Origin of the sequence: Rhizobium sp. 62_C5_N11_2 (genome assembly GCF_051811185.1) — a bacterium.
In the GTDB taxonomy this organism is placed as follows: Bacteria; Pseudomonadota; Alphaproteobacteria; order Rhizobiales; family Rhizobiaceae; genus Rhizobium; species Rhizobium leguminosarum.
Genome location: NZ_JBPWPW010000001.1, coordinates 1227707 through 1249434 on the forward strand (window position 1 = coordinate 1227707; position 21728 = coordinate 1249434).

The window sequence follows — 21728 nt, forward strand, 5'->3', positions numbered from 1 at the left end:
GCCCTGTCGATTGTGCGTGGTCGGGGGCTAGATGGAGCGGCTGGCGGCAGCGTCAACCGCCAACGGCGTTCCGGATCGCAAGCACGAAGGGCGCATTGCCGTCGGCATCCGCACCACATCCGATTGCCCGTACCGCCGCGACCAGCCGGCCGCTGCGGCCGAGCAGCGCGTCACCGATCTCGATCAGCCGGGCGTTGGGCGTCGCGAAAGGTGAGGCGGCTCGGAGTCGGCGAGCAAGCGTTTCATCGCTCTGATCCGGTGCCAGCGACAGCGCGGCGATGAGGGCTGCGGCCGGTGATCGCGACACGCCCATCCAGCAATGAATGAGCAGCGGCGTCTCTTGCTGCCACGATGCGGCAAAGTCGATAATCCCGCGGACATGCGTCTCGTCAGGCGCCACGAGATCGCCGGTGCCCTTGAAGACGATATCGTTCATACCAAGTGTCAGATGACGTTCGGCCGCAATCACGCCCGGCCGGTGAAAGGCCTGATTCTTGGCGATCAGGCTGATCATATCGCGCGCCTTATGGCGCACCGCCATTTCCGCGATGCGCGACAGCGGCGAGACGACGATGAAGCTCACGATACCATCCCCCGCTCGGCCTCGATCGCCGCGAAGCGCGCGCAGAACAATCGCTGCGCTTCGAGCGCAGGCAGGGGCTCGATCATCAGCATGTCCTTACTGATGCCGCGCGGCTGGCCGAAGAATTTCTGCGCCTCGGCGGGTGTGAAACCGGCAAGCACGGTCGCCTCGAAATAGGCGGCGATGGTGTCGGCCTTCTTGATCCGGTCCTTGAGGTCGCGCGAGGGATGCGGCGGTAGGCCGAAGCGCAGGTGCACGGCCGCCTCCAGCCGCTTTTCCACCGTCTTGTAGCCGCCGCCGACCACCGATTTGAACGGCGAGATCATGTCGCCGATCACATATTCGGGTGCGTCGTGCAGCAGCGCCATCAGGCACTCCTGCGGCCGCGCATCGTTGAAGCGGCGGAAGATATCCTCGACGACGAGACTGTGTTGCGCCACCGAAAAAGCATGATCGCCAGAGGTCTGGCCGTTCCACCGGGCAACCCGCGCAAGCCCATGGGCGATGTCGATGAGTTCGATATCGAGCGGCGAGGGGTCGAGCAGATCGAGCCTGCGCCCGGACAGCATGCGTTGCCAGGCACGCGGAGCTTTCGTCGTTGTCACGCGCTGGCCTCGTCGCCGCTTGTGGGAAAGACAAGGCCGGACCATGCCGGCAGGACGAGGGAAACGGGCGTTTCGCCGGCGAGCAGCGGCGTACCTGCCGCCATCGCGGCGCCGGCGCGGTCGATGCGCACGATCGCAAGGCCGCTGCCGCCTTCGACAGAACCGAGCGCTCCCACGGGCTTGCCGCCGGCGGTGATCTCCGTCCCGGTCTCCGGCAAGGTTGTCGCGGCGGACACCGTGACGACGCGCCGGCGGGCGGTGCCGCGGTGCTGCATGCGCGAGACGACCTCCTGCCCGACATAGCAGCCTTTCCTGAAGGAGAGGCCGCCGTTGAAATCCATCAGCACGTCATGCGGGAAGGCGTCCTGCAGGGCGAAGTCCGATCCTGATGTGACGATGCCGTGGCTGATGCGCAGTGCGTCGTAGAGCGCTTCGTTGCCATCGCCATGTTTGCCGGGCCGGCGGATCAGCGTGACGCCCGCCTTGGCGAAGCGGCTGTCTCGGACGCCTTGGCTGTCCCGGACGCCCTGGCTGCCCTCGGCATCCTCGCTCCAGGAAACGGTGACGCCCTCTTCAGTGCTTGTCGCAAGTGTGACGGCGGCGCGCAGCTTGTACATTGTCAGCCGCTTCAGCAGGCCGTCGCGCTGGCCGGCATCGGTTTCGATCATGTAGCCGTCGCCGTCCTGCCAGATCATGAAGTCGAACAGGATCTTGCCCTGCGGGGTCAAGAGTGCACCGGGCCGTGCCTCGTCGGCGCCGAGCGAGGTGATGTCGGTGGTGATCAGGTTCTGCAGGAAGGATTGGGCTTCCGCGCCGCTGACAAGGAGCAATGAGCGGTCTTTCAGGAATACGGCTGGCATGGCGGAACCTGTCGCGTTGGTCATCGCTCAGAGGTATGTCTTCATGAGGTGGATCGCAAGCGCCATGCGAAACGTGAAAAGCGCAGGCGAGACGGGCATCAATCACCCGCTGTGAAGAATTTCCATTTGCCCTGAGGCGTAATGCCGAGGCGGTAGAAATTATATCCGCCGAACTCCTGCATGTCGGAGAGATCGCCGGCCGTGACGATGCGCAGCAGCTCGACACGCTCCGGCGGCGTCAGCGACTTCAGGTCCTTCTCGGCAAAATAGGGCCAGACATACATGTCGTCTGCTGTGCCCTGGCCGACGTGCACGAAGCCCGTCGAGACGATATCGAGCATGATGGCAAGGATCTCGTCGCCATCAGGATCACCCGACAGATCCTTCAGCGCGCCGATCGGGTCGTCGGTCGGTTCGCCCACCGTCACCTGTGTCTGGTCGGTGCCGGTGCCCATCAGTGGCCGCAGCCGTTCGAGATCGCCGGAGGCGGCCGCTTCGACGATCTGCTCGCGCATCTTGCGAACCGGCTCTGGCACCTTGCTGATGTCGTAGATCACCTCGGTGGGCTTGGAATTATCCTGGGTGCCGGGCGTCTTGTCGACACCCTGATTGTTCTGGCTGTTGACCAACGGATCGGCCATGGGAACGCCGGGAGTGGTCTGCGGCTGGCTCTGTCCTTGAGCGCTTCCCTGTGCGGGCGGCGTCTCGTTGGCCGCCTGGCCGGGGATGTTGTGCAGTTCGGAAAGCGCGTAGGCGGCCGGCGCAAGGAAAACATTGCCGGCGGCGAGGCTGAACGCAAGCAGCACCGGCGCGAGCGAAATTCGCGAAACTTTCTCTTTACCGGTGTGCATCAAACTCTCTGATAACAATTATTGCAGGGTGCGGTTCGCGGAGAATTCGCCGGCAAGCATGCGCTCACGCAGCGAATCCAGCAGGGCTTCGGCGCTCTTTTCCCCATGCAATCTGATCGTCTCGCGCAGCGCATGTGCAATGGCGGCATCAGCGATGATTTCAGGCTCGATCCCGTCGGCCATGCCGTCGGCCCAAGCCTCGTTCTGGTACTCCAGAGCTGCCTGCATCTTTTCGTGGACGATCATGTCGTCGATGTCGTTGAGGCTTGCTTCCATTGTTTTTTCCTCAGCACTTCTCATGTCTTACTGCACCGTTAACAACACTAACAGCCTTTTCCCAAAACGACACGTCCGCATGCGAAAACAGGTTAATTAAACGTCAATTTCCAAAGCGCGAGGTAATTTCTGTGGCAAGTGTTGCACCTTCGTTACGGTAGCGCTCTTCTGCCACGATGGCCGCCGGGGTGCAATCCGTATAGACCGAGGCGAAGGCGCGATAGCCGCGATTGAAGGCCGCTGTGAGCTTTTCCTTGCGCTGCTGCTCGTTACCGGTCTCCGAATCGAGCAGCTGCTGCATGCCGTTTCGCCACTCGTCGCCGCCAGGCGCCTTGCAGAGCGTTCTGAGATAATGCACCGAACCCAGCACCTCGGCGAACCGCGCCAGCTTGTCGTCATAGGGCACGTTCACGATCGGCGGTGCAATCTGCTCCTCCTGTGGAGGCGGCGTATTCTTGCCCTGCGCCATCGTGGGGCCGGCGAGGACGAGCAGGGACAGAAAAACGCGTCGAACGGGAATCATGTTCGTAGTTGATACGCTGAGCATGACGGCAACAAGGCGTGCTTGAAAGTTTCCACGTCTATTCGCCGCCCGCCAGCCGCTCAGCGCATTCAAGTACGCTCTGCGGCACGGGCAGCCGTCGGATTTCCTCCACCGTGTACCAACCGACGGCGGCTGCATCGTCGGCGGCTTCCGCCACCGCGTCCCGATCCGCGTCGACGCGGAAGACCGACAGCAGGAAATGGCTGTTGACGCTGCCGTCGGCCGCATGCGTCTTCAGGTCGTAGGTCGAAAACAACCGCGGATTCCGTGCCGAAATGCCGGTCTCTTCATGGAATTCTCGCAATGCCGTTTGCTCCGGCGTTTCGCCGGGCTCGGCGCGCCCGCCGGGAAAGGCGTACATGTCGGCGGAAGGCGGGTTGCGGCGCAACACCAGAAGGAATCGTCCGTCGCGTTCGAGGATGGCGGCGGAGCCGGGTTTGGCGGTGGAGGTCATCGGGACTGCTCTTGCTGTGATCGCCTATCCTATCCGATGAACCGACATTTGCATGCCGGCGCTGCTTGGCTTCCACACTTTTCGCAGGGATAGTTGCCAATGCATGTCGCTCAAAAGTGTGCAGCGGCTTTGAGATAGCGACATGCATGAAGCAAAAAGCCGAAGGATTCGAAAGGGCTTCCGTGACCTACATCATCTATGCCTTTGCCGCGGTCTTCGAGATCGCCGGCTGCTTTGCTTTCTGGGCATGGCTGAAGCTCGAAAAGTCCATCTGGTGGCTGGCGCCGGGTATGGTCTCTCTGGTGCTTTTCGCCTGGCTTCTGACGCTGGTGCCGAGCGAGGTCGCCGGCCGTACCTTCGCGGCCTATGGCGGCATTTATATCCTCGCCTCGCTGCTTTGGCTGTGGCTGGTCGAAGCCCGCGTGCCTGATCGTTACGATATCGGCGGTGCGCTGATCTGCCTTGCCGGCGCCAGCCTCATCCTCTTCGCGCCGAGAGGCTGAGGTGCCTTGACCGAACACCAGCCGGGTGCAAAGACAGGCCGATGTGTGGACGTTTCGCCCTGACAATCTCCAGCGCCGACCTGCGCGACGTCTTCTCCGGTCTCGATCTCGACGACTTTCCGGCGCGTTACAACATCGCGCCGACGCAACCGATCCTCGTCGTCATATCAGGCGAGGGCAGGGAGAAGGGCAGCAACTTGGCCGACCGGCGCGCCGTGCTCGTGCGCTGGGGCCTCACGCCGGGTTGGGTCAAGGACCCGAAGGATTTCCCGCTGCTGATCAACGCGCGCTCCGAAACCGCGATCGGCAAAGCCTCTTTCCGCGCAGCCATGCGTCATCGTCGCGTGCTCATTCCGGCCTCCGGTTTTTATGAATGGCATCGCCCGTCCAAGGAAAGCGGCGAGCGGCCGCAGCCCTACTGGATCAGGCCGCGCCAGGGTGGGGTCATCGCCTTTGCCGGGTTGATGGAGACATGGTCGTCGGCCGACGGCTCCGAGGTCGATACCGGCGCGATCCTGACGACATCAGCCAATTCAGCCATATCAGCGATCCACGATCGCATGCCTGTCGTCATCAGACCTGAGGATTTCTCCCGCTGGCTCGATTGCAAGACCCAGGAACCGCGCGAGGTGGCCGACCTGCTGCAGCCCGTTCAGGATGATTTCTTCGAGGCCGTCCCGGTCTCCGACAAGGTCAACAAGGTCGCCAATATGGGTCCCGACCTGCAGGAGCCGGTCGTCATCGAAAAGCCGCTGAGGGCGACCGAGAAGCAAAAGCCTGACGACGGCCAGCTCAGCTTCTTCTGAACACTATCCGCCGCACCTGCGGGCCCGTCGGTGACCGATCGGCGCCGACGTCTCACATAGGCGGCGGCGATGCGTCGCTTCGTCCATCAGGTTTTTCGGGTTGTGCTTATGTCGCCAGAGCGTTGTCGGGAGATTTCCGGCGATCGCCTCGTCACTCACTTCGTCAGCGGTGCCTAACGCATGTAACCCGAAAGCACGCATGATTCCGATTTGAAGCTTTCCGCCTCAAGCGGATTTTTTGACGCCGGTCGGCTTATGCTTGGCCATCAGCGATGCTGCGGCAACAGCCTTCAGGCCGACGGGGCGATAGTTGGCGGCGAGGTCTGGCTTGGCCACCTGCTGTTCGCCGGTACTGCTCTTCTTCGAAGTCACGATATTCTCCTTGCGTGGTTCTTCCCTGGGTATTTTATAGTTTGATGTTTCGTCACGAATAGCGACAAAACGGGGGCGTCGCTTATCAGGATTTGTAAACGCCCACCATAATTCGCGAGGCTTAACTGAAGCCTACGTTGGTTAATACTTACTGAAGAGAGCAGTTCCAATAAAAGTCCGAAAGCGGTTTTCGGGGAAAAGCGCGGAACGGTTTTCACCCGGATAAAGCGCATGCCTTTCCCGGGGATCCGTCAGAACGAAGGGAGAGAAGCATTTCCGTCATTCGAAGAAATCCGGAAATGCTCGGAGGTCAGATGTGCCGGCCGATATCGTCGTCGCCGATGCCCGGCTCCTCGATCGTCAGCGTCCCGTATTTCCGCCGCCATTTCCGGGCGCCGAAGGGAAGCGATACGAGGTAGGCGGCAACGGTGAAGACCATCACTTCCCAGGTGTAGCTCATCAGCAGAGCCACATAGAGCACGACGCCGAGCATCATCGGCAGCACGAGATCGCGCCGCAGGCGGTTGCCTTCCGATTTGCCCGACCAGACCGGCAGCCGGCTGATCAGCAGGAAGGCGATGAGCACGGTGTAGATCGACGAGAGATAGGCGAAGGTGCGGTCCGTCGCCAGCCCGAGGAAGCCGAGATAGACCGGCAAGAGCACCAGCATGGCGCCGGCCGGCGCCGGCACGCCGACGAAATATTCCGATTGCCAGCTCGCCTTGTTTTCGCGTTCGGCCATGACATTGAAGCGAGCAAGGCGAAGCCCGGCGGCGATCGCATAGATCAGGGCGGCAATCCAGCCGAGCGAGCGTGCCTGGTCGAGCGCGAAGACATAGACGACGAGGGCGGGCGCGACGCCGAAATTGACGATGTCGGCAAGCGAATCCATCTGCGCGCCGAACTTCGAAGTCGCCTTCATCAGCCGCGCTACGCGTCCGTCGATGCCATCGAGGAAGGCCGCGAGCAGCACCATGGAGACGGCGAGCTCGTAACGATTCTCGAAAGCCAGCCGGATGCCGGTCAGTCCGGCGCAGATCGCCAGAATGGTAATGAGGTTCGGAAAGACGAGCCGGAGCGGGATTTCGCGAAGACGCGGGCCGCGGGCGGAATCATCCGGCCCGTTGGGCTCGAAAGGCGGAAAAGGCGTTTCCATATCGCGTTCCAATCGTTCCTAGCTGCGGCGGCTGATGACGGGACCCTTGGCGGAGGCGAATTCGGCGATGACGGTTTCTCCCGCAACCGCCGTCTGGCCGAGCGAGACGCGTGGCGCGGCACCAGCGGGCAGGAACACATCGAGCCGCGAGCCGAAACGGATCAGCCCGAAGCGCTCGCCGGCATCCACCGGCTCGTTGGGGTTCGCCCAGCAGAGGATGCGCCGCGCCACGAGGCCGGCGATCTGCACGACGCCGATCTGGCCGTGGCGGGTTTCGATCACCAGCCCGTTGCGCTCATTGTCCTCGCTCGCCTTGTCGAGCTCGGCGTTGACGAAGCTGCCGGAGCGGTAGTTGATGCTGACGATGCGCCCGCGCATCGGCGCCCGGTTCACATGGCAATTGAAGACGTTCATGAAGACAGAGATGCGCAGCATCGGCTCGGAGCCGAGGTTGAGCTCTGCCGGAGGGGTCACCATCTGGATCGCCGAGACCTTGCCGTCGGCGGGAGAGACCACCAGGTCGTCGTCCTGCGGGGTCACGCGCTCGGGATCACGGAAGAAATAGGCACACCAGAGCGTGAAGATCATGCCGATCCAGAAGAGCGGCTTGAAGATCCAGCCCAAGACCAGCGACGCGACGAAGAAGGCGGCAACGAAGGGATAACCCTCCTTGTGCACGGGAACGATCGTGTTGCGAACCGTGTTGAACAGGCTCATGGCTGCCGGTCTCCTTGCGTTTTCATTTTTGCTGGTTAGCGAAAAACCGTCTCCGGGGCAATGCTGCGGCCTCGGCCCTGGTTCCCATGCCGGGGTTCTGAACAACAAAAGCCGGCCGGCGTCGGTCTCCCGGCTCAGCTTGCCGGAGCAAGCCGCGTTATCACGCCGAGGTCGTCGCTTTCGCGCACCTGCTTCAGATGTTCCTCCGCCTGTGTCGCTTCGCGCTGGCGGTTCCACATCGAGGCATAAAGGCCGTTTCTTTCGAGGAGGGCGGCATGTGTTCCGCGCTCGGCGATCTCGCCGCTTTTGAGCACGATGATTTCATCGGCGCCGATCACCGTCGAAAGCCGGTGGGCGATGACAAGCGTCGTGCGGTTCTTCGAAACCAGGTCGAGTGCCTCCTGGATTTCCCGTTCCGTCGTCGTGTCGAGCGCCGACGTCGCCTCGTCGAGGATCAGGATCGGCGGTGCCTTGAGGATGGTGCGGGCGATCGCCACCCGCTGCTTCTCTCCGCCCGAAAGCTTCAGCCCGCGCTCGCCGACCTTGGTTTCGAACCCCTCGGGCAGCATTTCGATGAAATGCGCAATCTGCGCCACCTCGGCGGCTGCAAAGACCTCGCCGTCGCTGGCCGATGTGCGGCCGTAGCGAATGTTGTAGGCGACCGTGTCGTTGAAGAGCACCGTATCCTGCGGCACCATGCCGATCGCCGTACGCAGGCTCTTCTGCGTCACCGTGCGGATATCCTGGCCGTCGACGGTGATCGCGCCGCTCTGGATATCGTAGAAACGATAGAGCAGGCGCGACAGCGTCGATTTGCCGGCACCCGACGGGCCGACGACGGCGACCGTCTTGCCGGCCGGCACCTCGAAGGAAATGCCCTTCAGGATCGGGCGGGCCGGATCGTAGGAGAAGTGCACGTCCTTGAAAGAGATCGCGCCCTGGCCGATCCGAAGCTCCGTTGCATCGGGCGCGTCATGGACCTCGGCCTTCACCTCAAGCAGGTCGAACATCTGCTCGATATCGGTCAGCCCCTGGCGGATTTCGCGATAGACGAAGCCGATGAAGTTGAGCGGCACGGAAAGCTGCAGCAGCATCGAATTGACGAAGACGAAATCCCCGACCGTCTGCTCGCCGCGCTGCACGGCCAGCGCCGACAGCACCAGCATGATCGTCGTGCCGATGCCGAAGATGACGCCCTGGCCGAAGTTCAGCCAGCCGAGCGAGGTCCAGACATCGGTCGCGGCCTTCTCATAGCGTTCCATCGATTTGTCGAAGCGCTTGGCCTCCATCTCCTCATTGCCGAAATATTTGACGGTCTCGAAATTGAGGAGGGAGTCGATCGCCTTGGTATTGGCGTCGGTATCGCTGTCGTTCATCGACCGGCGGATGGCGATGCGCCAGTCGGATGCGCGGATCGTGAACCAGATGTAGGCCCAGACGGTAAAGGCGGTAACGGCGAGATAGGAGAAGCCGTAGCCCCACCAGAAGATCACTGCCGTCAGCAGGAATTCGATGACCGTCGGGACCGAATTTAGGATCGTGAAGCGCACGATCGTCTCGATGCCCTTGGTGCCGCGCTCGATGATGCGCGAAAGCCCGCCAGTCTTGCGCTCCAGATGGAAGCGCAGCGACAGCTCGTGCATATGCACGAAGGTCCTGTAGGCGAGCTGGCGCACGGCATGTTGCCCGACGCTGGCAAAGAGCGCGTCGCGCAGCTGGTTGAGGCCAAGCTGGATCAGCCGGGTGATGTTATAGGCGATCACTAGCGCGATGGCGCCGGCCAGCAGCGGCGGCACCGAGCCGGCAAGATCCATCCTGCCGTTCAGCGCATCGGTCGACCACTTGAAGAAATAGGGAACGAGCAGCAGGACGAACTTGGAGATCAGCAGAAAGACCGAGGCCCAGACGACGCGCATCTTGAGGTCGGGTCGGCCGGCCGGCCACATATAGGGCCAGAGGTTGAGAAGCGTCTGCAGCAGGTTGGATTCCGAGACTGTCTTGCCGTTTGCCATGCTTGTCTCCAGCCCGGATGGGCTTGCCGCGATTGGGGCGCTTCGATGCCGGCAAGAGCACGGAACCGGGATGTGCCTGAAAGCGCTTCCCATAGCCCGCAGCCGCCATCGCCAGATAGGGTGCCAAGCGGACGAATACAACAATTGCAGGGCTGAGGAAAAGACAGGCCGGGCGACGACAGCGCCGCGCGTCTTTTCAGACGCGCAAAGGACGCTGCAGCACTTTGAACTGCTGTATGTTGCCCGGCCTCGTCATGATGTCTGCTGCTTAGAGGTGCTGGCCGGAAAGGCGCTTGCGGTGCAGCTCTTCGGCATTCGGCAACACATCCTTCGGCAGGCCGAAGATCTGACCGGGGCGGATGCGATCGGGATCGATGATCTTGTCCTCGTTGGCGATGTAGATCGTCGTGTAACGAACACCGAGGCCATAGGTGCGGCGCGAGATCTGCCACAGCGTGTCGCCGCGGCGAATGATGACCGCCGCGTTGTTCGCCGTCAGCGGCGCCTGTTCGATCGTCTTTGGCTGGCTGCTTCCGACATCGTTTGCAGATGGCGCTGCCGGCAGGGGTGCAGCGGTGAGTTCGGCGATCATCCCGCCCAGTCTTTCGAGCGCGGCGCCGACGGACTTTGCATCCTTAGGCAGGCCCTGCAGCAGCTTCAGCGCATTGCCGGCGATCTGCGAGGACGAGCCGGACGCTTGCTTGAAGGCATCCGACGCATCGGCCGCCGGGCGGAAATCGGCGACGGAGCGCAGCGCGAATTCCGTTGCCGAGCGCGCCGCCGCAAGCTGTTCCGCCCCGGGCAACTTGCCATCGGCAAACAGTCCCTTCAGCAGACCGTAGGCCTTGCCGGCCTCGGCTTTGAGTTTGCCAAGCTCGCCTTCGTCGAGCGGCACCATCGAGGAAGCGCCGTTCGCGTCGGCGGGGACCGATTGAGCGGCGACCCTTACCTGATCGCCGGCCGGGCGATTGAAGTTCACCGCCGCACGCACGATCACCTTGCCTGTGGGATCGACGACATCGACGCGGATCTTGTGGTCGCCGACCGAGAGCGACACCACACCGTCGATGACGAAATGCCCGTCGGAGCCGGCGGTATCCTGGCCGACGAGGCTGTCGTCGGCATAACCGATGACCTTGGCATTGGAACGAGTCGTGCCGGCGATGAAGATCTTGTTGCCCTCGATTTCGACGGCATTGACCATCACATCGGGCACATTGGTCTTATCCGGTGCCGTAGCTGCGCCATTGGAGGAGGTGTCGGTGAGGTTCGGCGTCTGCAGCGCCAGCTCGCCGGTTGGTGCAGGTGTTGCAGCAGGCGCAGCCGAGCTTTCGCCCGTTGCCGGCTTGTCCGCAGGCGGCGCCATCGGATTGGAGGCATCGGCAACTTCGGTTCCGGCCTTTGGCGCGGTGATGATGCGGCTCGCCGCACCGGGTTTGGAGACCATGGCGAGCAGGTTGGCGCCATTGCCGTCCTTCGGCACGGAAATGGTCGCGACTTCTTCGGAAAGCATGCTCTTGCCGTCCTTGCCCGTGAACTTGAGCACGAGCTGGTGGTCGCCCGCCGGAAGCGGATCGTCGAGGACGGCGGCAAAATCGCCGGTCGCATCGACATTGGCCGTCGTCACCACCTTTTCGCCGTCGAGCACCTCGAGCTTGCCGTTCGGTTCGGCGGAGCCGGCAATCACCGTCGAGCCGTCGGGCTCAACGCGCAATACGTCGAAGGCCGGAAGCTTCGGGCCGGTATTCTCCGCTGCCGTGTTCGCCGCAGGGGCAGCCTCCGGCGCACCGGTTAGCGCAGTTTCGGCCTTGGCGATCGCGGCAAGCGCATCGGCGATATTCTCGGGCAGCGACTGGACGATGGCGAGCGCTTTCGCGCCGCCGTCCTTGGCTTTGGTGGCAAGGGTCTGGGTCGCGGGATCGAGGCCCTCGGGAATTGTGAAATCGGCAAGTGCGGTCAGCGCGCTGACGGCCTTGGTCTTGGCGGCGGTGAAGACATCGATGGCGGGGCCTTTGCCGTCGGCAAACAGCGCCTTGAGCTCGCTGAGCGACATGCCGGCATCCGCCGAAAGGCGACCCACCTGGTCGGCGACCGCAGCCGAGTCGGCAACGGCGGAGCGCGATGTCTTTGCGGCCTCGTTAACCGTGTTCTTGAGCTCCGTGCTCGCCTGGTTGATGGCGTCGCCGACCTTGGTTGCATCGCCGCCGATGCGCGGCATGACGAAAAATACCATCAGTAGGATTGCGATTACGAGCACTGCAAGGGCCAGCAAGCCGGCACGGTTCTTCATCATTATGTCTCCCAGAGCGGCAATTTGCCGTAGTAACCGAAATTGCTAGCGATTCCCGTTGCTTTTCACAAGCATTCAAAGCAATTAGGCAAGCTAGGCACGCTGCTTTTCAGTCAATTTTCTTGACTGCATTGAAATGGAATAGTTGTTTGCCTCTATGACCGAACAATCTGTATCGATTCGATCCATCTGCGTTTACTGCGGCTCAAGGCCGGGACGCGATCCTTCCCACATGGCGGCCGGGCGTGCTCTCGGAAGAGAGATCGCCGAATACGGCCTGCGCCTCGTCTATGGCGGGGGTACCAAAGGCATCATGGGCGCGGTTGCAAGCGGCGTGCTTTCAGGCGGCGGTCAGGTCACGGGCATCATTCCCGAATTCCTGATCGATATGGAAGCGACTCGCCATTCGCTTGGTCAACTCAACGAACTCATTGTAACCCCTGACATGCATGCGCGCAAACACACCATGTTCGAGCGCTCCGATGCCTTCGTCGCGCTGCCCGGCGGCATCGGTACGCTGGAGGAGATCGTCGAGATCATGACCTGGGCGCAGCTCGGCCGCCACGAGAAGCCGATGGTCTTTGCCAACGTCAACGGTTTCTGGGATCCGATGATGGAGCTGATGCGCCATATGACCGAAGAAGGCTTCCTGCACACCGCCCATCGGGTGCAGCCGCTCGTCGTCGACGAGATCTCCGGCATCATTCCGGCGATCATGGCCCAGGCAGCCCAACTCGCAGCCGATCGTAACGGCGAGGACGAGGTGATTTCGAAGATGTAGGCGGGCGCGCCTTTGGAGCGGTTCGGCTGTCGCGCAAGCGCAGAACCGCTGCGCATTTTTGCTGGAAAGGCTCTAGAGCCTTTCCTGGTCAGCTTGAAGCATTCTGTTGGCTCAAACGGAGTCGGATGGCCGGTCGATCAGCCGGCCCGTTTCAGCCAACCCGAAGGGCCGGGCATCTTTGCGCCAGGGCAGAGTCGATCGGCTCGCGCCTCCGCCCTGACGAAAACCTGCTCCGGCAGAATGCTGCAATCTGACCAGGAAAGGCTCTAGCGCCCGCGACTTCCCTTCAGCATCGACCAGCTATAGAGGAACAGCCCCGCCCAGATCAGCGGGAAGGCGATCATGCGCGCCGTACCGAGCGGCTCGTGGAAGACGAAGACGGCGATCAGGAAGATCATCGTCGGCGCGATATACTGCATGATACCGATCGTCGAGAGTTTCAATAGCTTGGCGCCGTTCGCATAAATCATCAGCGGCACGGCGGTGATGACGCCGCAGCCGAGCAGCAGGGTCGTGTCGGCGAGACCGGTGCGATAGAGGTGGCCCTGGCCGCTGCCGAATTCCAGATAGAGGATATAGAGGAGGGCCGGCCCGCTGAGGATCAGCACTTCGAGGAAGAAGCCCTGGTTCGGCCCGAGTGGCAGCGTCTTGCGCAACAGGGCGTAGAAACCCCAGCTGATCGCCAGCGTCAGCGCCACCCACGGGATGCCGCCGCTATCCAGCGCGAGAATGCCGACGGCAAGCGCCGCAAGCACGATCGCCGCGATCTGCAACGGCTGCAGCCTTTCCTTGAGCAACACCGCGCCGAGGAAGATGCTGAACAGCGGATTGATGAAATAACCGAGTGCTGCATCGAGCGAATGGCCGGCGCCGATCGCCCAGACATAGGTGCCCCAGTTGACGGTGATCAGCGACGCCGTCAGCGCCGCCATCGCCAGCATGCGCGGCGAGCTGAGTGCCGCGCGGATATCCCCAGTGCGCCCGAGCACGATCAGCACGATGCCCGCCAACGGCAGCGACCAGACGATGCGATGCGCGATCACCTCGGCCGGCGAGATATGCGCCACCGCCTTCATGTAAATCGGCAGGAAGCCCCAGAGCAGGTAGGCTGTCAGCGCGAAGGCGAACCCGCGCGGACTGTCTTCGTTCTTGGCCAACAGAACGCATGCATCGGTCGACATCGGTGTTTCCATCTTTGTTCTTCTTCTGATCCGGCCTAGCTTAAGCGCCGTGAATAGGCCAATTCATTTCGTTGAATGAAGGGTGAGAGGATTTGAAGCGGGAGACGAAGTGATGGACGAAGATATCCGACGCCCTGTGGTGGAGAGCGGAGTCCGAAGGAAGCGAATGGTATTCGTGCGAGGGCTGGGGTCTCGCCGCCGAGCCGGCGGAATAGGTCTATTCCGCCGCGATCTTGCCCGCCAGCTGCCGGTTCTTCATCAGCTTGTAGATGACGGAATCCATCAACGCCTGGAACGAAGCGTCGATGATGTTCTCGGAGACGCCGACCGTCCACCAGCGCACACCGTCGCTGTCGGTGGATTCGATCAGCACGCGGGTGATTGCCTCCGTGCCGCCATTGAGGATACGCACCTTGAAATCGGCGAGCACCAGATCGTCGATCTCGTGCTGGTACTTGCCGAAATCCTTCCGTAGCGCGAGGTCGAGCGCGTTGACCGGGCCTTCGGCATCGGCAACCGACATCAGCGTCTGGCCGTCGATGGTGATCTTGACCACCGCCTCCGAGACGATCTTCACGCGGCCGAGACTGTCGAAGCGGCGCTCGATCATCACGCGGAAGCCTTCGATGGTGAAGAATTCCGGGATCGTGCCGAGCGTGCGGCGCGCCAGCAGCTCGAAGCTCGCATCCGCGCCCTCATAGGCATAGCCGATGGATTCGCGTTCCTTGACGATGGAGATCAGCAGGTCGAGCTTCGGATCGTCCTTGGCGACCGCGATGCCGCGCCGTTTCAGCGCATTGATGAAGTTCGCCTTGCCGCCCTGGTCGGAGACCATGACCTTGCGGAAGTTGCCGACGGTTTCCGGCGGCACGTGTTCATAGGTCCGCGGGTCCTTGATCAGCGCCGATGCATGGATGCCGGCCTTGGTGGCGAAGGCGGAAGCGCCGACATAGGGCATCTGGTGGTCGGGCGAGCGGTTGAGCAACTCGTCGAAGGCATGCGAGAGCCGGGTGAGGTTGAGCAGCCGTTCCTCGTCGATCGCCGTTTCGAAACGTGTGTTGTAGGCGCTCTTCAGTGCCAGTGTCGGGATCAGCGTCACCAGATTGGCATTGCCGCACCGCTCGCCGATGCCGTTCAGCGTGCCCTGGATCTGCCTGACACCGGCTTCGACGGCGGCAAGCGAATTGGCGACCGCCTGGCCGGTGTCGTTATGCGCATGGATGCCAAGACAGTGCCCGGGAACGCCCGAGGCGATCACCGCCTCGACGATCGCCCGCACCTCCGGCGGCTGCGTACCGCCATTGGTGTCGCAAAGCACCACCCAGCGGGCGCCGCTCTCATAGGCCGTCTTGGCGCAGGCGAGCGCATAGGCCGGGTTGGCCTTGAAGCCGTCGAAGAAATGCTCGCAATCGACGATCGCCTCCTTGCCCGCGCCAACCGCCGCCTTGACGCTTTCGGCGATGCATTCGAGGTTTTCCTCGTTGGTGCAGCCAAGCGCCACCGCGACGTGATAATCCCAGCTCTTGGCGACGAAACAGATGGCATCGCTTTTGGCCTGAAGCAGCCCGGCAATGCCGGGATCGTTGGAGACCGAAACGCCCGCCCGCTTCGTCATGCCAAAGGCGACGAAGCTGGCCTGGCTGGTGCGCTTCTCACTGAAGAAGGCCGTATCCGTCGGATTGGCGCCGGGATATCCGCCCTCGACGTAGTCGAGGCCGAACTCGTCCAGCATGGCCGCGATCGCAATCTTGTCCTCGACGGAGAAATCGATGCCGGGCGTTTGCTGCCCGTCCCGGAGCGTCGTGTCGAAGAGGTAGATGCGTTCTTTCATGTCGTTTCCTCCCGCCAAGCGGGTTGTTATGAAGTGCGGATGCTGCCCCTCATCCGGCTGCCGCCACCTCTCCCGGTTTTCTCACGGAAAGAGGCTGGGGTGAGGGCTGCCCCAATTCCAGCGATCAGTCTTGCTTCCCGGCAAACTTATCCGTCGCCCGGATCAGTTGATCGAGAATCCCTGGTTCCGAATAAGCATGGCCCGCGCCCTCGATCAGGTGGAATTCCGCCTTCGGCCAGGCCTTGTGCAGCAGCCAGGCATATTTGGCCGGGCAGGGCATGTCGTAGCGGCCATGCACGATGACGCCGGGAATATCCTTGAGCCTGCCTGAATCGCGGATCAGCTGTCCCTCATCCATCCAGCCGGCATGGACGAAGAAATGGTTCTCGATGCGCGCAAATGCATAGGCGAATTCCGGCTCTTCGAACTTGAAGCTCGTCGAAGGTTCCGGCAACAGCGTGATCGTTTCGCCTTCCCAGATGCTCCAGGCCTGCGCGGCCGCGAGGCGGACGTTCCTGTCCTCATGCGTCAGACGCCGATGATACGCATGCATCATTTCATGCCGCTCTTCCGGCGGAATGGGGGCGACGAAGCGCTCCCACTTGTCAGGGAACATCTCCGAGACGCCGAATTGATAATACCAGTCGAGTTCGGCCTTGGTCAGCGTATAGATGCCGCGCAGGATGAGCTCGGAGACATGCTCTGGATGCGTCTCGGCATAGGCGAGCGCCAGCGTCGAGCCCCAGGAGCCGCCGAACACCTGCCAGCTGTCGACGCCGGCCATCTCGCGCAGCCGCTCGATATCGGCAACGAGGTGCCAGGTCGTGTTGGCATGGAGTTCCGCATGCGGTGTCGACCTGCCGCAACCGCGCTGGTCAAACAGCATGACGTCGTAGCGAGCGGGATCGAAAAGCCGGCGATGGGCGGGCGAGATGCCGCCGCCCGGGCCGCCATGCAGGAAGACGGCGGGCTTGGCGCCAGGCGTTCCCGAGCGCTCCCAATAGATCACATGGCCGTCGCCGACATCGAGATGGCCGGAAGCATAGGGTTCGATTTCGGGATAGAGCATGCGCAGTATCTCGGTCATATCTTCACGCCTTTCGCGGGCCAGACTTCTGTGTCGTGATCGGGATGCTGGAAGGAGATGATCGCCTCCTGCCGTGCGTAGAAATCCTGATCCTTCAGCACCGGCGCCTCGAAGATTTCCTCGACCCAGGGCAGGCGGGCCTCATAGTTGACCTGGATCAGCGGTGCGAGGTCGCTGCGGTCGTCGAAGGTGCCGATCGCAAGCTCCAGCCCGCCCGGATGACGATAGGTCATCGGCGTGCCGCAATTGCTGCAGAAGCCGCGGTCGATGTTGACCGAGGACTGGAAGTAGCTCGGCTCGCCGCGCGTCCATTCCATCCCTTCCTCAGGCGCGGTGACGAGCGCCGAGAAGAAACCGCCGAACTGCTTCTGGCACATGCGGCAATGGCAGATCGAGGGGCGTCCTAGTTTGCCCGAGATGCGGAAGCGCACGGCGCCGCACTGGCATCCGCCTGTCTTTATCGTGTCCGTCATGAGCTTTCTCCGAGGGGCCAGCTTTTCGTGTCGTGGTCGGGGTGCTGATGGTTGCTTGCCGCAATCGCATTCTCGCGGTCGGGTGTTTCAGACTGTGGTTCAAGCGGCAGGCCGTCGAGCGCGTGAAACCAGGACATCTTGCGGCCGGTGTTCGATTGCATCACCGGCTTGACCGTATCGGGATTATCCAGCGATCCGAGTGTGAGATTGATGAAATCTGTCTCCGGAATGTCGTAGAACAGCGGCGTGCCGCAATCGCCGCAGAAGCCGCGCCGTACCAGATCCGAGGACTGAAACCATTTCGGTTCGCCGCGCGTCAGGGTGAAATCGCGGCGCATCGCGGCGGCCAGCGGCATGAAATAGTTGCCGGCCGCCTTCTGGCACATGCGGCAATGGCAAAGATGGGGATAGCCGAGTTCGCCTTTGGCGCGGTAGCGCACCGCCCCGCACTGACACCCGCCGCTTCTGTCTGATTCCGCCGTCATCTGAGCTCCTTCGGTGGCCATGCCTGCGTCTCATGATCGGGATGCTGGTAGGAGACGAGTTCGAGCAGGAAGGGGGCGGCCTGCGCATCCTCCTCCGTCCGGTGCCCCGGCAATTCATGCAGATGATCGACGAAACCGATCTTGCCCTCGATGCCGAATTGGATCACCGGCGGAAACGCCGAAGGGTCGTCAAAGGCGCCAGCGGCAATCGCCATACCATCCGGCGCCTCGTAGGTCAGCGGCGTGCCGCAATCGCCGCAGAAGCCACGCTCGACGAAATTGGAAGAGCGGAATCTTTTCCGCTCTCCGCGTGTCCATTCGAAATCGGCGCCGCGTACTGAGACCAGCGGTGCATAATAGGCACCGAACGCCTTCTGGCACATGCGGCAATGACAGATCGACGAATCCTCGATGTCGCCGCTGACGCGGAAACGGATCGCTCCGCATTGGCAGCCGCCGCTAAAGGTCGTCATCTCTTGACCTCCCACGTCGTCACGCGCTCGCCCGTCACCGGGTCCTTGCCGTCCTTCAACTGGATGCCCTTCGCCGTCAGCTCGTCCCGGATCTTGTCGGCCTCAGTGAAATTCTTCGCCTTCAGCATTTCGAGACGCATTGCGATCAGCGCATCGATTGCCGATGCGACGGCTTCGTCGATCTCCATCTTTTTCGGCAGCAGGCCCAGAAGGTCGGCCGTTGCCGCAAAAGTGGCGCCCAAGGCAGGATCCGTGTGGGCAGCTTGCGCCAACGCATGCAATGCCTGCACCGCCGCCACCGTATTGAGGTCGTCCGAAAGCGCGTTCAGCACGCTTTCATCAGGCGCCGCATCGCCGGCATCTGCTGCCGGCCATTTGGCGAGCAGGCGTTCGGCCTCTTCCAGTCGCTTGATCGAGAAATCGATCGGCTCGCGGTAATGCGTCATCAGCATGGCAAGGCGCAGCACCTCGCCCGGCCATTTGCGGCCGCCGAAGGTTTCCGTGTGCAGCAACTCGTGGATGGTGACGAAATTGCCTTCGGATTTCGACATCTTGCGGCCTTCGACCTGCAGGAAGCCGTTATGCATCCAGACATTTGCCATCACCTCGGTACCGTGGGCGCAGCGCGATTGGGCGATTTCGTTTTCATGATGCGGGAAGATCAGGTCCAGCCCGCCGCCGTGAATGTCGAAGACATCACCGAGATAACGCTTGCTCATCGCGGAGCATTCGATGTGCCATCCGGGCCGGCCACGGCCCCAGGGGCTCTCCCAGCCGGGCTCGTTGTGGCTCGACAGTTTCCAGAGCACGAAATCGCCAGGATTCTTCTTGTGTGCGTCGACGGCGATGCGCGCGCCGGCCTGCTGCTCGTCGAGCGGGCGCTTCGAAAGCTGGCCATAATCCGCCATGGATTTGGTGTCGAACAGCACTTCGCCCGATGCGACATAGGCATGGCCGTTGCCGATCAGCTTCTCGATGATCTCGGTCATCTCAACGATATTGTCGGTGGCGCGCGGCTCGAAGCTCGGCTCCAGGCAGCCGAGTTCGGCGACATCGGCGTGAAATTGCGTCTCGGTCTTTTCGGTGACCGCGCGGATCGCGTCATTGAGCGGCAGGCCCGGATGGTCCCGAAGCGCCCGCGCATTGATCTTGTCGTCGACGTCGGTGATGTTGCGGGCATAAGTGACGTGGTCTTTGCCATAGGCATGGCGCAGCAGCCGGAACAGCACGTCGAAGACGATGACCGGCCGGGCATTGCCGATATGAGCGAAGTCATAGACGGTCGGGCCGCAGACATACATGCGGACACTGTTGGGATCGATCGGCGAAAACACCGATTTTTCCCGTGTCAGCGTGTTGTACAGCTTCAGTTCCGGCGTCGCGTCCATTTCACTCTCCCAAATGCACGATCAGAAAAATATCGCGACCGGCGGACCGGGGCGTTTCGCATCTTGACTATTTGGGAGACGAAAACGGCCGGGCCAGCGCTCGCGCTAGCGAATAATCTTCCGGCAGATAATGCAGATAACCGTTTTCATGGCGGGTTTTATGGCCCGGTTCGCGCTTCCGGTCAAGGGGGGCGAAGAGCGATCCAGCGGCAACAGGATACATCCATCCGATGATGAAACCCGTTGGCGCGCCCTTGAAATTCGCCCGCCATTTTCGCGGCGCAAATCTCGCATAGCCGGTTGAGAAGCTGTTGTTAACAGGGAGAAAGGGATGCGGAGACTGGCTCGATCGGCGATCGGAGCGACTGCAATTCTGGTTGTCGCATTCGCGGCATATTTCGCATACGATTTCGGAATGCTTCGCTTCAACAATCCCTCCTTAAGCAGCTATCCGATCCAAGGCATCGATGTCAGCCATCACCAAGGTGATATCGATTGGAAGGTGGTTGCCTCGCAGGCGAATGTCCGCTTCGCCTTCATGAAGGCGACCGAAGGTGGAGATCATCGGGATTCCAAATTCGCCGACAACTGGCAGCGCGCCGGAGATGCCGGATTGGTCAGGGGCGCCTATCATTTCTTCACCTTCTGCCGACCGGGCAAGGATCAGGCGCAGAATGTCCTGGCGACCGTGCCGAAGGAGCAGGGAACTCTGCCCATCGGCATCGATCTGGAGTTTGTCGGCAATTGCAACAAAATCCCGACGCTCGAGGAAATGGCTGCCGAGGTGAAGGCCTTCTTCACCGAGCTGAAAGGCACTTTTCCGGAGAAGCCTATTTTTTACGTCACTCAGGAGTTCTTCGATCAATATCTGAAAGGCAATGAATCGCGCTTTCCTGACCACTATCTGTGGCTGCGTAGTGTGTTCAGGGAACCGAGACAGGAAGAGTGCAGTCGTTGGTCAATCTGGCAATTTGCCGACAACGGCACCTTGGACGGCATCCAGGGACCGGTTGACCTCAATGCGCTATGCCCGTCGGAAGCCGGCCTGGCGCATCTGTTCTCAGCCGTTGCAGCGAACTGAGACGTCGACAGCGCCGCGCGTCTTTTCGGACGCGCAAAGGACGCTGTAGCACTTTGAATTGCCGCATAATTTTGTCCTTGAATCGATTCCGACTTAAGGAATTATGCAGGTGCTTATTCCGGAAGGCGGTAATCGACGAGCTTGTTCTCCCGCACGATGAACAGCTTACCCGTCTCGGTCACACCAGGCCCCAGCAATGGCAGGATCGCCTTTGCGACCTCGGAGGGATGCGGCAGCGTCTGCGGATCTTCGCCCGGCACCGCCTGCGCTCGCATCGCCGTGCGTGTCGCTCCCGGATCGACGCTGGTGACCCGCAGCGGTGTGCTTTGACTTTCGCCGGCCCATGTGCGTGCCAGCGCTTCGACCGCAGCCTTGGAAGCGGAATAGGCGCCCCAGAAGGGGCGGCACTTGTGGGCAGCTCCCGAAGAGATGATCACCGCGCGGCCGGCATCCGAGCGGGCAAGCAGTGGGTCGACTGAGCGGATCAACCGCCATGTCGCGGTGACGTTGATGGTCATCACCTTCTCGAACACCTTCGCCTCGATATGGCCGATCGGCGAAATGACGCCGAGCACGCCGGCATTGGCGACGAGGATGTCGAGCTTGCCCCAGCGCTCGAAGATCGAGCCGCCGAGCGCGTCGATCGCGTTCATGTCGGCAAGGTCGAAGGGCACGAGCGTCGCCGCGCCACCAATGGCCTTGATCGCATCGTCGAGGTCCTCGAGCCCGCCGACCGTGCGTGCGCAGGCAATCACATGTGCGCCGGCTTTCGCAAGCTCCAGCGCCGTGAAATATCCGATGCCGCGCGACGCACCGGTGACGAGTGCGATCTTGCCCTCAAGATTGATATTCATGATGTCGTGTTCCCTCACGAGGGGAGAGGGGTGCGGTGAACCCCTCGGGATGTATAATGGGAAAG

At 61.8% G+C, this 21728-nt stretch carries 24 protein-coding genes; 4 read left to right on the forward strand and 20 right to left on the reverse strand.

The features are described from left to right. Window positions 1-52 precede the first annotated feature (52 nt). The 7 genes from AB8B31_RS06250 to AB8B31_RS06280 form a co-directional block, all read right to left on the reverse strand. Entirely contained in the window at window positions 53-583 is a 531-nt protein-coding gene (locus AB8B31_RS06250) for a tyrosine phosphatase family protein (RefSeq protein ID WP_131702311.1), read from the reverse strand. Then, window positions 580-1188, reverse strand: a complete 609-nt coding sequence (locus AB8B31_RS06255) for a YfbR-like 5'-deoxynucleotidase (RefSeq protein WP_131702312.1) — start codon at window positions 1186-1188, stop codon at window positions 580-582. The genes AB8B31_RS06250 and AB8B31_RS06255 overlap by 4 nt, the downstream gene beginning before the upstream one ends. Beyond that, window positions 1185-2048 carry a CAF17-like 4Fe-4S cluster assembly/insertion protein YgfZ gene (gene ygfZ, locus AB8B31_RS06260; protein ID WP_131702313.1) on the reverse strand — a complete coding sequence of 288 codons (864 nt, stop codon included), beginning with the start codon at window positions 2046-2048 and terminating at the stop codon, window positions 1185-1187. Before ygfZ ends, AB8B31_RS06255 begins: the two co-directional genes overlap by 4 nt. A 98-nt stretch (window positions 2049-2146) precedes the next feature. Then, the gene (locus AB8B31_RS06265; protein WP_047621504.1) at window positions 2147-2899 is read right to left on the reverse strand and encodes a hypothetical protein; all 753 of its coding nucleotides are present in this window, start codon (window positions 2897-2899) and stop codon (window positions 2147-2149) included. 18 nt (window positions 2900-2917) lie between these two features. Beyond that, complete coding sequence (locus tag AB8B31_RS06270; protein ID WP_003546972.1) at window positions 2918-3175, reverse strand: hypothetical protein; 258 nt, start codon at window positions 3173-3175, stop codon at window positions 2918-2920. A gap of 103 nt (window positions 3176-3278) precedes the next feature. Next, a complete protein-coding gene (locus tag AB8B31_RS06275; RefSeq protein WP_018447390.1) occupies window positions 3279-3722 on the reverse strand; it encodes a TIGR02301 family protein in 444 nt (147 codons plus the stop codon). A 34-nt stretch (window positions 3723-3756) separates the two neighbouring features. Then, window positions 3757-4173 carry an NUDIX hydrolase gene (locus AB8B31_RS06280; RefSeq protein ID WP_131702314.1) on the reverse strand — a complete coding sequence of 139 codons (417 nt, stop codon included), beginning with the start codon at window positions 4171-4173 and terminating at the stop codon, window positions 3757-3759. A gap of 182 nt (window positions 4174-4355) precedes the next feature. Here AB8B31_RS06280 and AB8B31_RS06285 point away from each other — a divergent pair, with 182 nt between their 5' ends. Continuing rightward, entirely contained in the window at window positions 4356-4676 is a 321-nt protein-coding gene (locus tag AB8B31_RS06285; protein WP_026188339.1) for a YnfA family protein, read from the forward strand. A gap of 41 nt (window positions 4677-4717) precedes the next feature. Next, window positions 4718-5482: an SOS response-associated peptidase gene (locus tag AB8B31_RS06290; RefSeq protein ID WP_131702315.1), complete on the forward strand. Its 765-nt coding sequence runs from the start codon at window positions 4718-4720 to the stop codon at window positions 5480-5482. 225 nt (window positions 5483-5707) lie between these two features. Here the strand turns inward: AB8B31_RS06290 and AB8B31_RS06295 are convergent, their stop codons facing one another. The 5 genes from AB8B31_RS06295 to AB8B31_RS06315 form a co-directional block, all read right to left on the reverse strand. Next, window positions 5708-5854 carry a hypothetical protein gene (locus AB8B31_RS06295; protein ID WP_018447394.1) on the reverse strand — a complete coding sequence of 49 codons (147 nt, stop codon included), beginning with the start codon at window positions 5852-5854 and terminating at the stop codon, window positions 5708-5710. A 310-nt stretch (window positions 5855-6164) separates the two neighbouring features. After that, window positions 6165-7010, reverse strand: coding sequence for a CDP-diacylglycerol--serine O-phosphatidyltransferase (pssA, locus tag AB8B31_RS06300; protein WP_018447395.1), 846 nt, complete (start codon window positions 7008-7010; stop codon window positions 6165-6167). 18 nt (window positions 7011-7028) lie between these two features. Then, window positions 7029-7964 (reverse strand): phosphatidylserine decarboxylase, encoded by a 936-nt coding sequence (locus AB8B31_RS06305; RefSeq protein WP_281040846.1) that lies wholly within the window; start codon window positions 7962-7964, stop codon window positions 7029-7031. Continuing rightward, a complete protein-coding gene (locus tag AB8B31_RS06310; protein ID WP_018241420.1) occupies window positions 7862-9739 on the reverse strand; it encodes an ABCB family ABC transporter ATP-binding protein/permease in 1878 nt (625 codons plus the stop codon). The genes AB8B31_RS06305 and AB8B31_RS06310 overlap by 103 nt, the downstream gene beginning before the upstream one ends. A gap of 268 nt (window positions 9740-10007) precedes the next feature. After that, window positions 10008-12032 (reverse strand): LysM peptidoglycan-binding domain-containing protein, encoded by a 2025-nt coding sequence (locus tag AB8B31_RS06315; RefSeq protein WP_131702317.1) that lies wholly within the window; start codon window positions 12030-12032, stop codon window positions 10008-10010. A 154-nt stretch (window positions 12033-12186) separates the two neighbouring features. On the opposite strand from AB8B31_RS06315, the gene AB8B31_RS06320 reads away from it, so the two are divergent. Further along, a complete protein-coding gene (locus AB8B31_RS06320) occupies window positions 12187-12810 on the forward strand; it encodes a TIGR00730 family Rossman fold protein (protein ID WP_018241422.1) in 624 nt (207 codons plus the stop codon). Between the two features lie 266 nt (window positions 12811-13076). Here the strand turns inward: AB8B31_RS06320 and rarD are convergent, their stop codons facing one another. The 7 genes from rarD to cysS all read right to left on the reverse strand — a co-directional run bounded on the left by rarD (window position 13077) and on the right by cysS (window position 19728). Continuing rightward, the gene (gene rarD / locus AB8B31_RS06325) at window positions 13077-13991 is read right to left on the reverse strand and encodes an EamA family transporter RarD (RefSeq protein ID WP_131702319.1); all 915 of its coding nucleotides are present in this window, start codon (window positions 13989-13991) and stop codon (window positions 13077-13079) included. A 217-nt stretch (window positions 13992-14208) separates the two neighbouring features. Beyond that, complete coding sequence (gene cimA, locus AB8B31_RS06330; protein WP_065277867.1) at window positions 14209-15822, reverse strand: citramalate synthase; 1614 nt, start codon at window positions 15820-15822, stop codon at window positions 14209-14211. Between the two features lie 124 nt (window positions 15823-15946). Continuing rightward, window positions 15947-16909, reverse strand: a complete 963-nt coding sequence (gene pip / locus AB8B31_RS06335; RefSeq protein WP_131702320.1) for a prolyl aminopeptidase — start codon at window positions 16907-16909, stop codon at window positions 15947-15949. Beyond that, window positions 16906-17382, reverse strand: coding sequence for a GFA family protein (locus AB8B31_RS06340; RefSeq protein WP_018241427.1), 477 nt, complete (start codon window positions 17380-17382; stop codon window positions 16906-16908). Before AB8B31_RS06340 ends, pip begins: the two co-directional genes overlap by 4 nt. Beyond that, the gene (locus AB8B31_RS06345; RefSeq protein ID WP_026188340.1) at window positions 17379-17867 is read right to left on the reverse strand and encodes a GFA family protein; all 489 of its coding nucleotides are present in this window, start codon (window positions 17865-17867) and stop codon (window positions 17379-17381) included. Before AB8B31_RS06345 ends, AB8B31_RS06340 begins: the two co-directional genes overlap by 4 nt. Beyond that, a complete protein-coding gene (locus tag AB8B31_RS06350) occupies window positions 17864-18340 on the reverse strand; it encodes a GFA family protein (RefSeq protein ID WP_131702321.1) in 477 nt (158 codons plus the stop codon). Before AB8B31_RS06350 ends, AB8B31_RS06345 begins: the two co-directional genes overlap by 4 nt. After that, window positions 18337-19728, reverse strand: a complete 1392-nt coding sequence (cysS, locus tag AB8B31_RS06355; RefSeq protein ID WP_131702322.1) for a cysteine--tRNA ligase — start codon at window positions 19726-19728, stop codon at window positions 18337-18339. Before cysS ends, AB8B31_RS06350 begins: the two co-directional genes overlap by 4 nt. 331 nt (window positions 19729-20059) lie before the next feature. Here cysS and AB8B31_RS06360 point away from each other — a divergent pair, with 331 nt between their 5' ends. Further along, window positions 20060-20809, forward strand: coding sequence for a glycoside hydrolase family 25 protein (locus tag AB8B31_RS06360; protein ID WP_131702323.1), 750 nt, complete (start codon window positions 20060-20062; stop codon window positions 20807-20809). Window positions 20810-20922: 113 nt separating this feature from the next. On the opposite strand, the gene AB8B31_RS06365 is transcribed toward AB8B31_RS06360, so the two are convergent. Continuing rightward, window positions 20923-21663 carry an SDR family NAD(P)-dependent oxidoreductase gene (locus tag AB8B31_RS06365; protein WP_018241432.1) on the reverse strand — a complete coding sequence of 247 codons (741 nt, stop codon included), beginning with the start codon at window positions 21661-21663 and terminating at the stop codon, window positions 20923-20925. Window positions 21664-21728 lie beyond the last annotated feature (65 nt).

What these genes read in the sequence shown, in the direction of transcription:
- ygfZ (WP_131702313.1), bottom strand. Translation starts at nt 2,048, where the DNA reads ATGCCAGCCGTATTCCTGAAAGACCGCTCATTGCTCCTTGTCAGCGGC.
- AB8B31_RS06265 (WP_047621504.1), bottom strand. Translation starts at nt 2,899, where the DNA reads ATGCACACCGGTAAAGAGAAAGTTTCGCGAATTTCGCTCGCGCCGGTG.
- AB8B31_RS06270 (WP_003546972.1), bottom strand. Translation starts at nt 3,175, where the DNA reads ATGGAAGCAAGCCTCAACGACATCGACGACATGATCGTCCACGAAAAG.
- AB8B31_RS06275 (WP_018447390.1), bottom strand. Translation starts at nt 3,722, where the DNA reads ATGCTCAGCGTATCAACTACGAACATGATTCCCGTTCGACGCGTTTTT.
- AB8B31_RS06280 (WP_131702314.1), bottom strand. Translation starts at nt 4,173, where the DNA reads ATGACCTCCACCGCCAAACCCGGCTCCGCCGCCATCCTCGAACGCGAC.
- AB8B31_RS06290 (WP_131702315.1), top strand. Translation starts at nt 4,718, where the DNA reads ATGTGTGGACGTTTCGCCCTGACAATCTCCAGCGCCGACCTGCGCGAC.
- pssA (WP_018447395.1), bottom strand. Translation starts at nt 7,010, where the DNA reads ATGGAAACGCCTTTTCCGCCTTTCGAGCCCAACGGGCCGGATGATTCC.
- AB8B31_RS06310 (WP_018241420.1), bottom strand. Translation starts at nt 9,739, where the DNA reads ATGGCAAACGGCAAGACAGTCTCGGAATCCAACCTGCTGCAGACGCTT.
- AB8B31_RS06315 (WP_131702317.1), bottom strand. Translation starts at nt 12,032, where the DNA reads ATGATGAAGAACCGTGCCGGCTTGCTGGCCCTTGCAGTGCTCGTAATC.
- AB8B31_RS06320 (WP_018241422.1), top strand. Translation starts at nt 12,187, where the DNA reads ATGACCGAACAATCTGTATCGATTCGATCCATCTGCGTTTACTGCGGC.
- rarD (WP_131702319.1), bottom strand. Translation starts at nt 13,991, where the DNA reads ATGTCGACCGATGCATGCGTTCTGTTGGCCAAGAACGAAGACAGTCCG.
- cimA (WP_065277867.1), bottom strand. Translation starts at nt 15,822, where the DNA reads ATGAAAGAACGCATCTACCTCTTCGACACGACGCTCCGGGACGGGCAG.
- pip (WP_131702320.1), bottom strand. Translation starts at nt 16,909, where the DNA reads ATGACCGAGATACTGCGCATGCTCTATCCCGAAATCGAACCCTATGCT.
- AB8B31_RS06340 (WP_018241427.1), bottom strand. Translation starts at nt 17,382, where the DNA reads ATGACGGACACGATAAAGACAGGCGGATGCCAGTGCGGCGCCGTGCGC.
- AB8B31_RS06345 (WP_026188340.1), bottom strand. Translation starts at nt 17,867, where the DNA reads ATGACGGCGGAATCAGACAGAAGCGGCGGGTGTCAGTGCGGGGCGGTG.
- AB8B31_RS06350 (WP_131702321.1), bottom strand. Translation starts at nt 18,340, where the DNA reads ATGACGACCTTTAGCGGCGGCTGCCAATGCGGAGCGATCCGTTTCCGC.
- cysS (WP_131702322.1), bottom strand. Translation starts at nt 19,728, where the DNA reads ATGGACGCGACGCCGGAACTGAAGCTGTACAACACGCTGACACGGGAA.
- AB8B31_RS06360 (WP_131702323.1), top strand. Translation starts at nt 20,060, where the DNA reads ATGCGGAGACTGGCTCGATCGGCGATCGGAGCGACTGCAATTCTGGTT.
- AB8B31_RS06365 (WP_018241432.1), bottom strand. Translation starts at nt 21,663, where the DNA reads ATGAATATCAATCTTGAGGGCAAGATCGCACTCGTCACCGGTGCGTCG.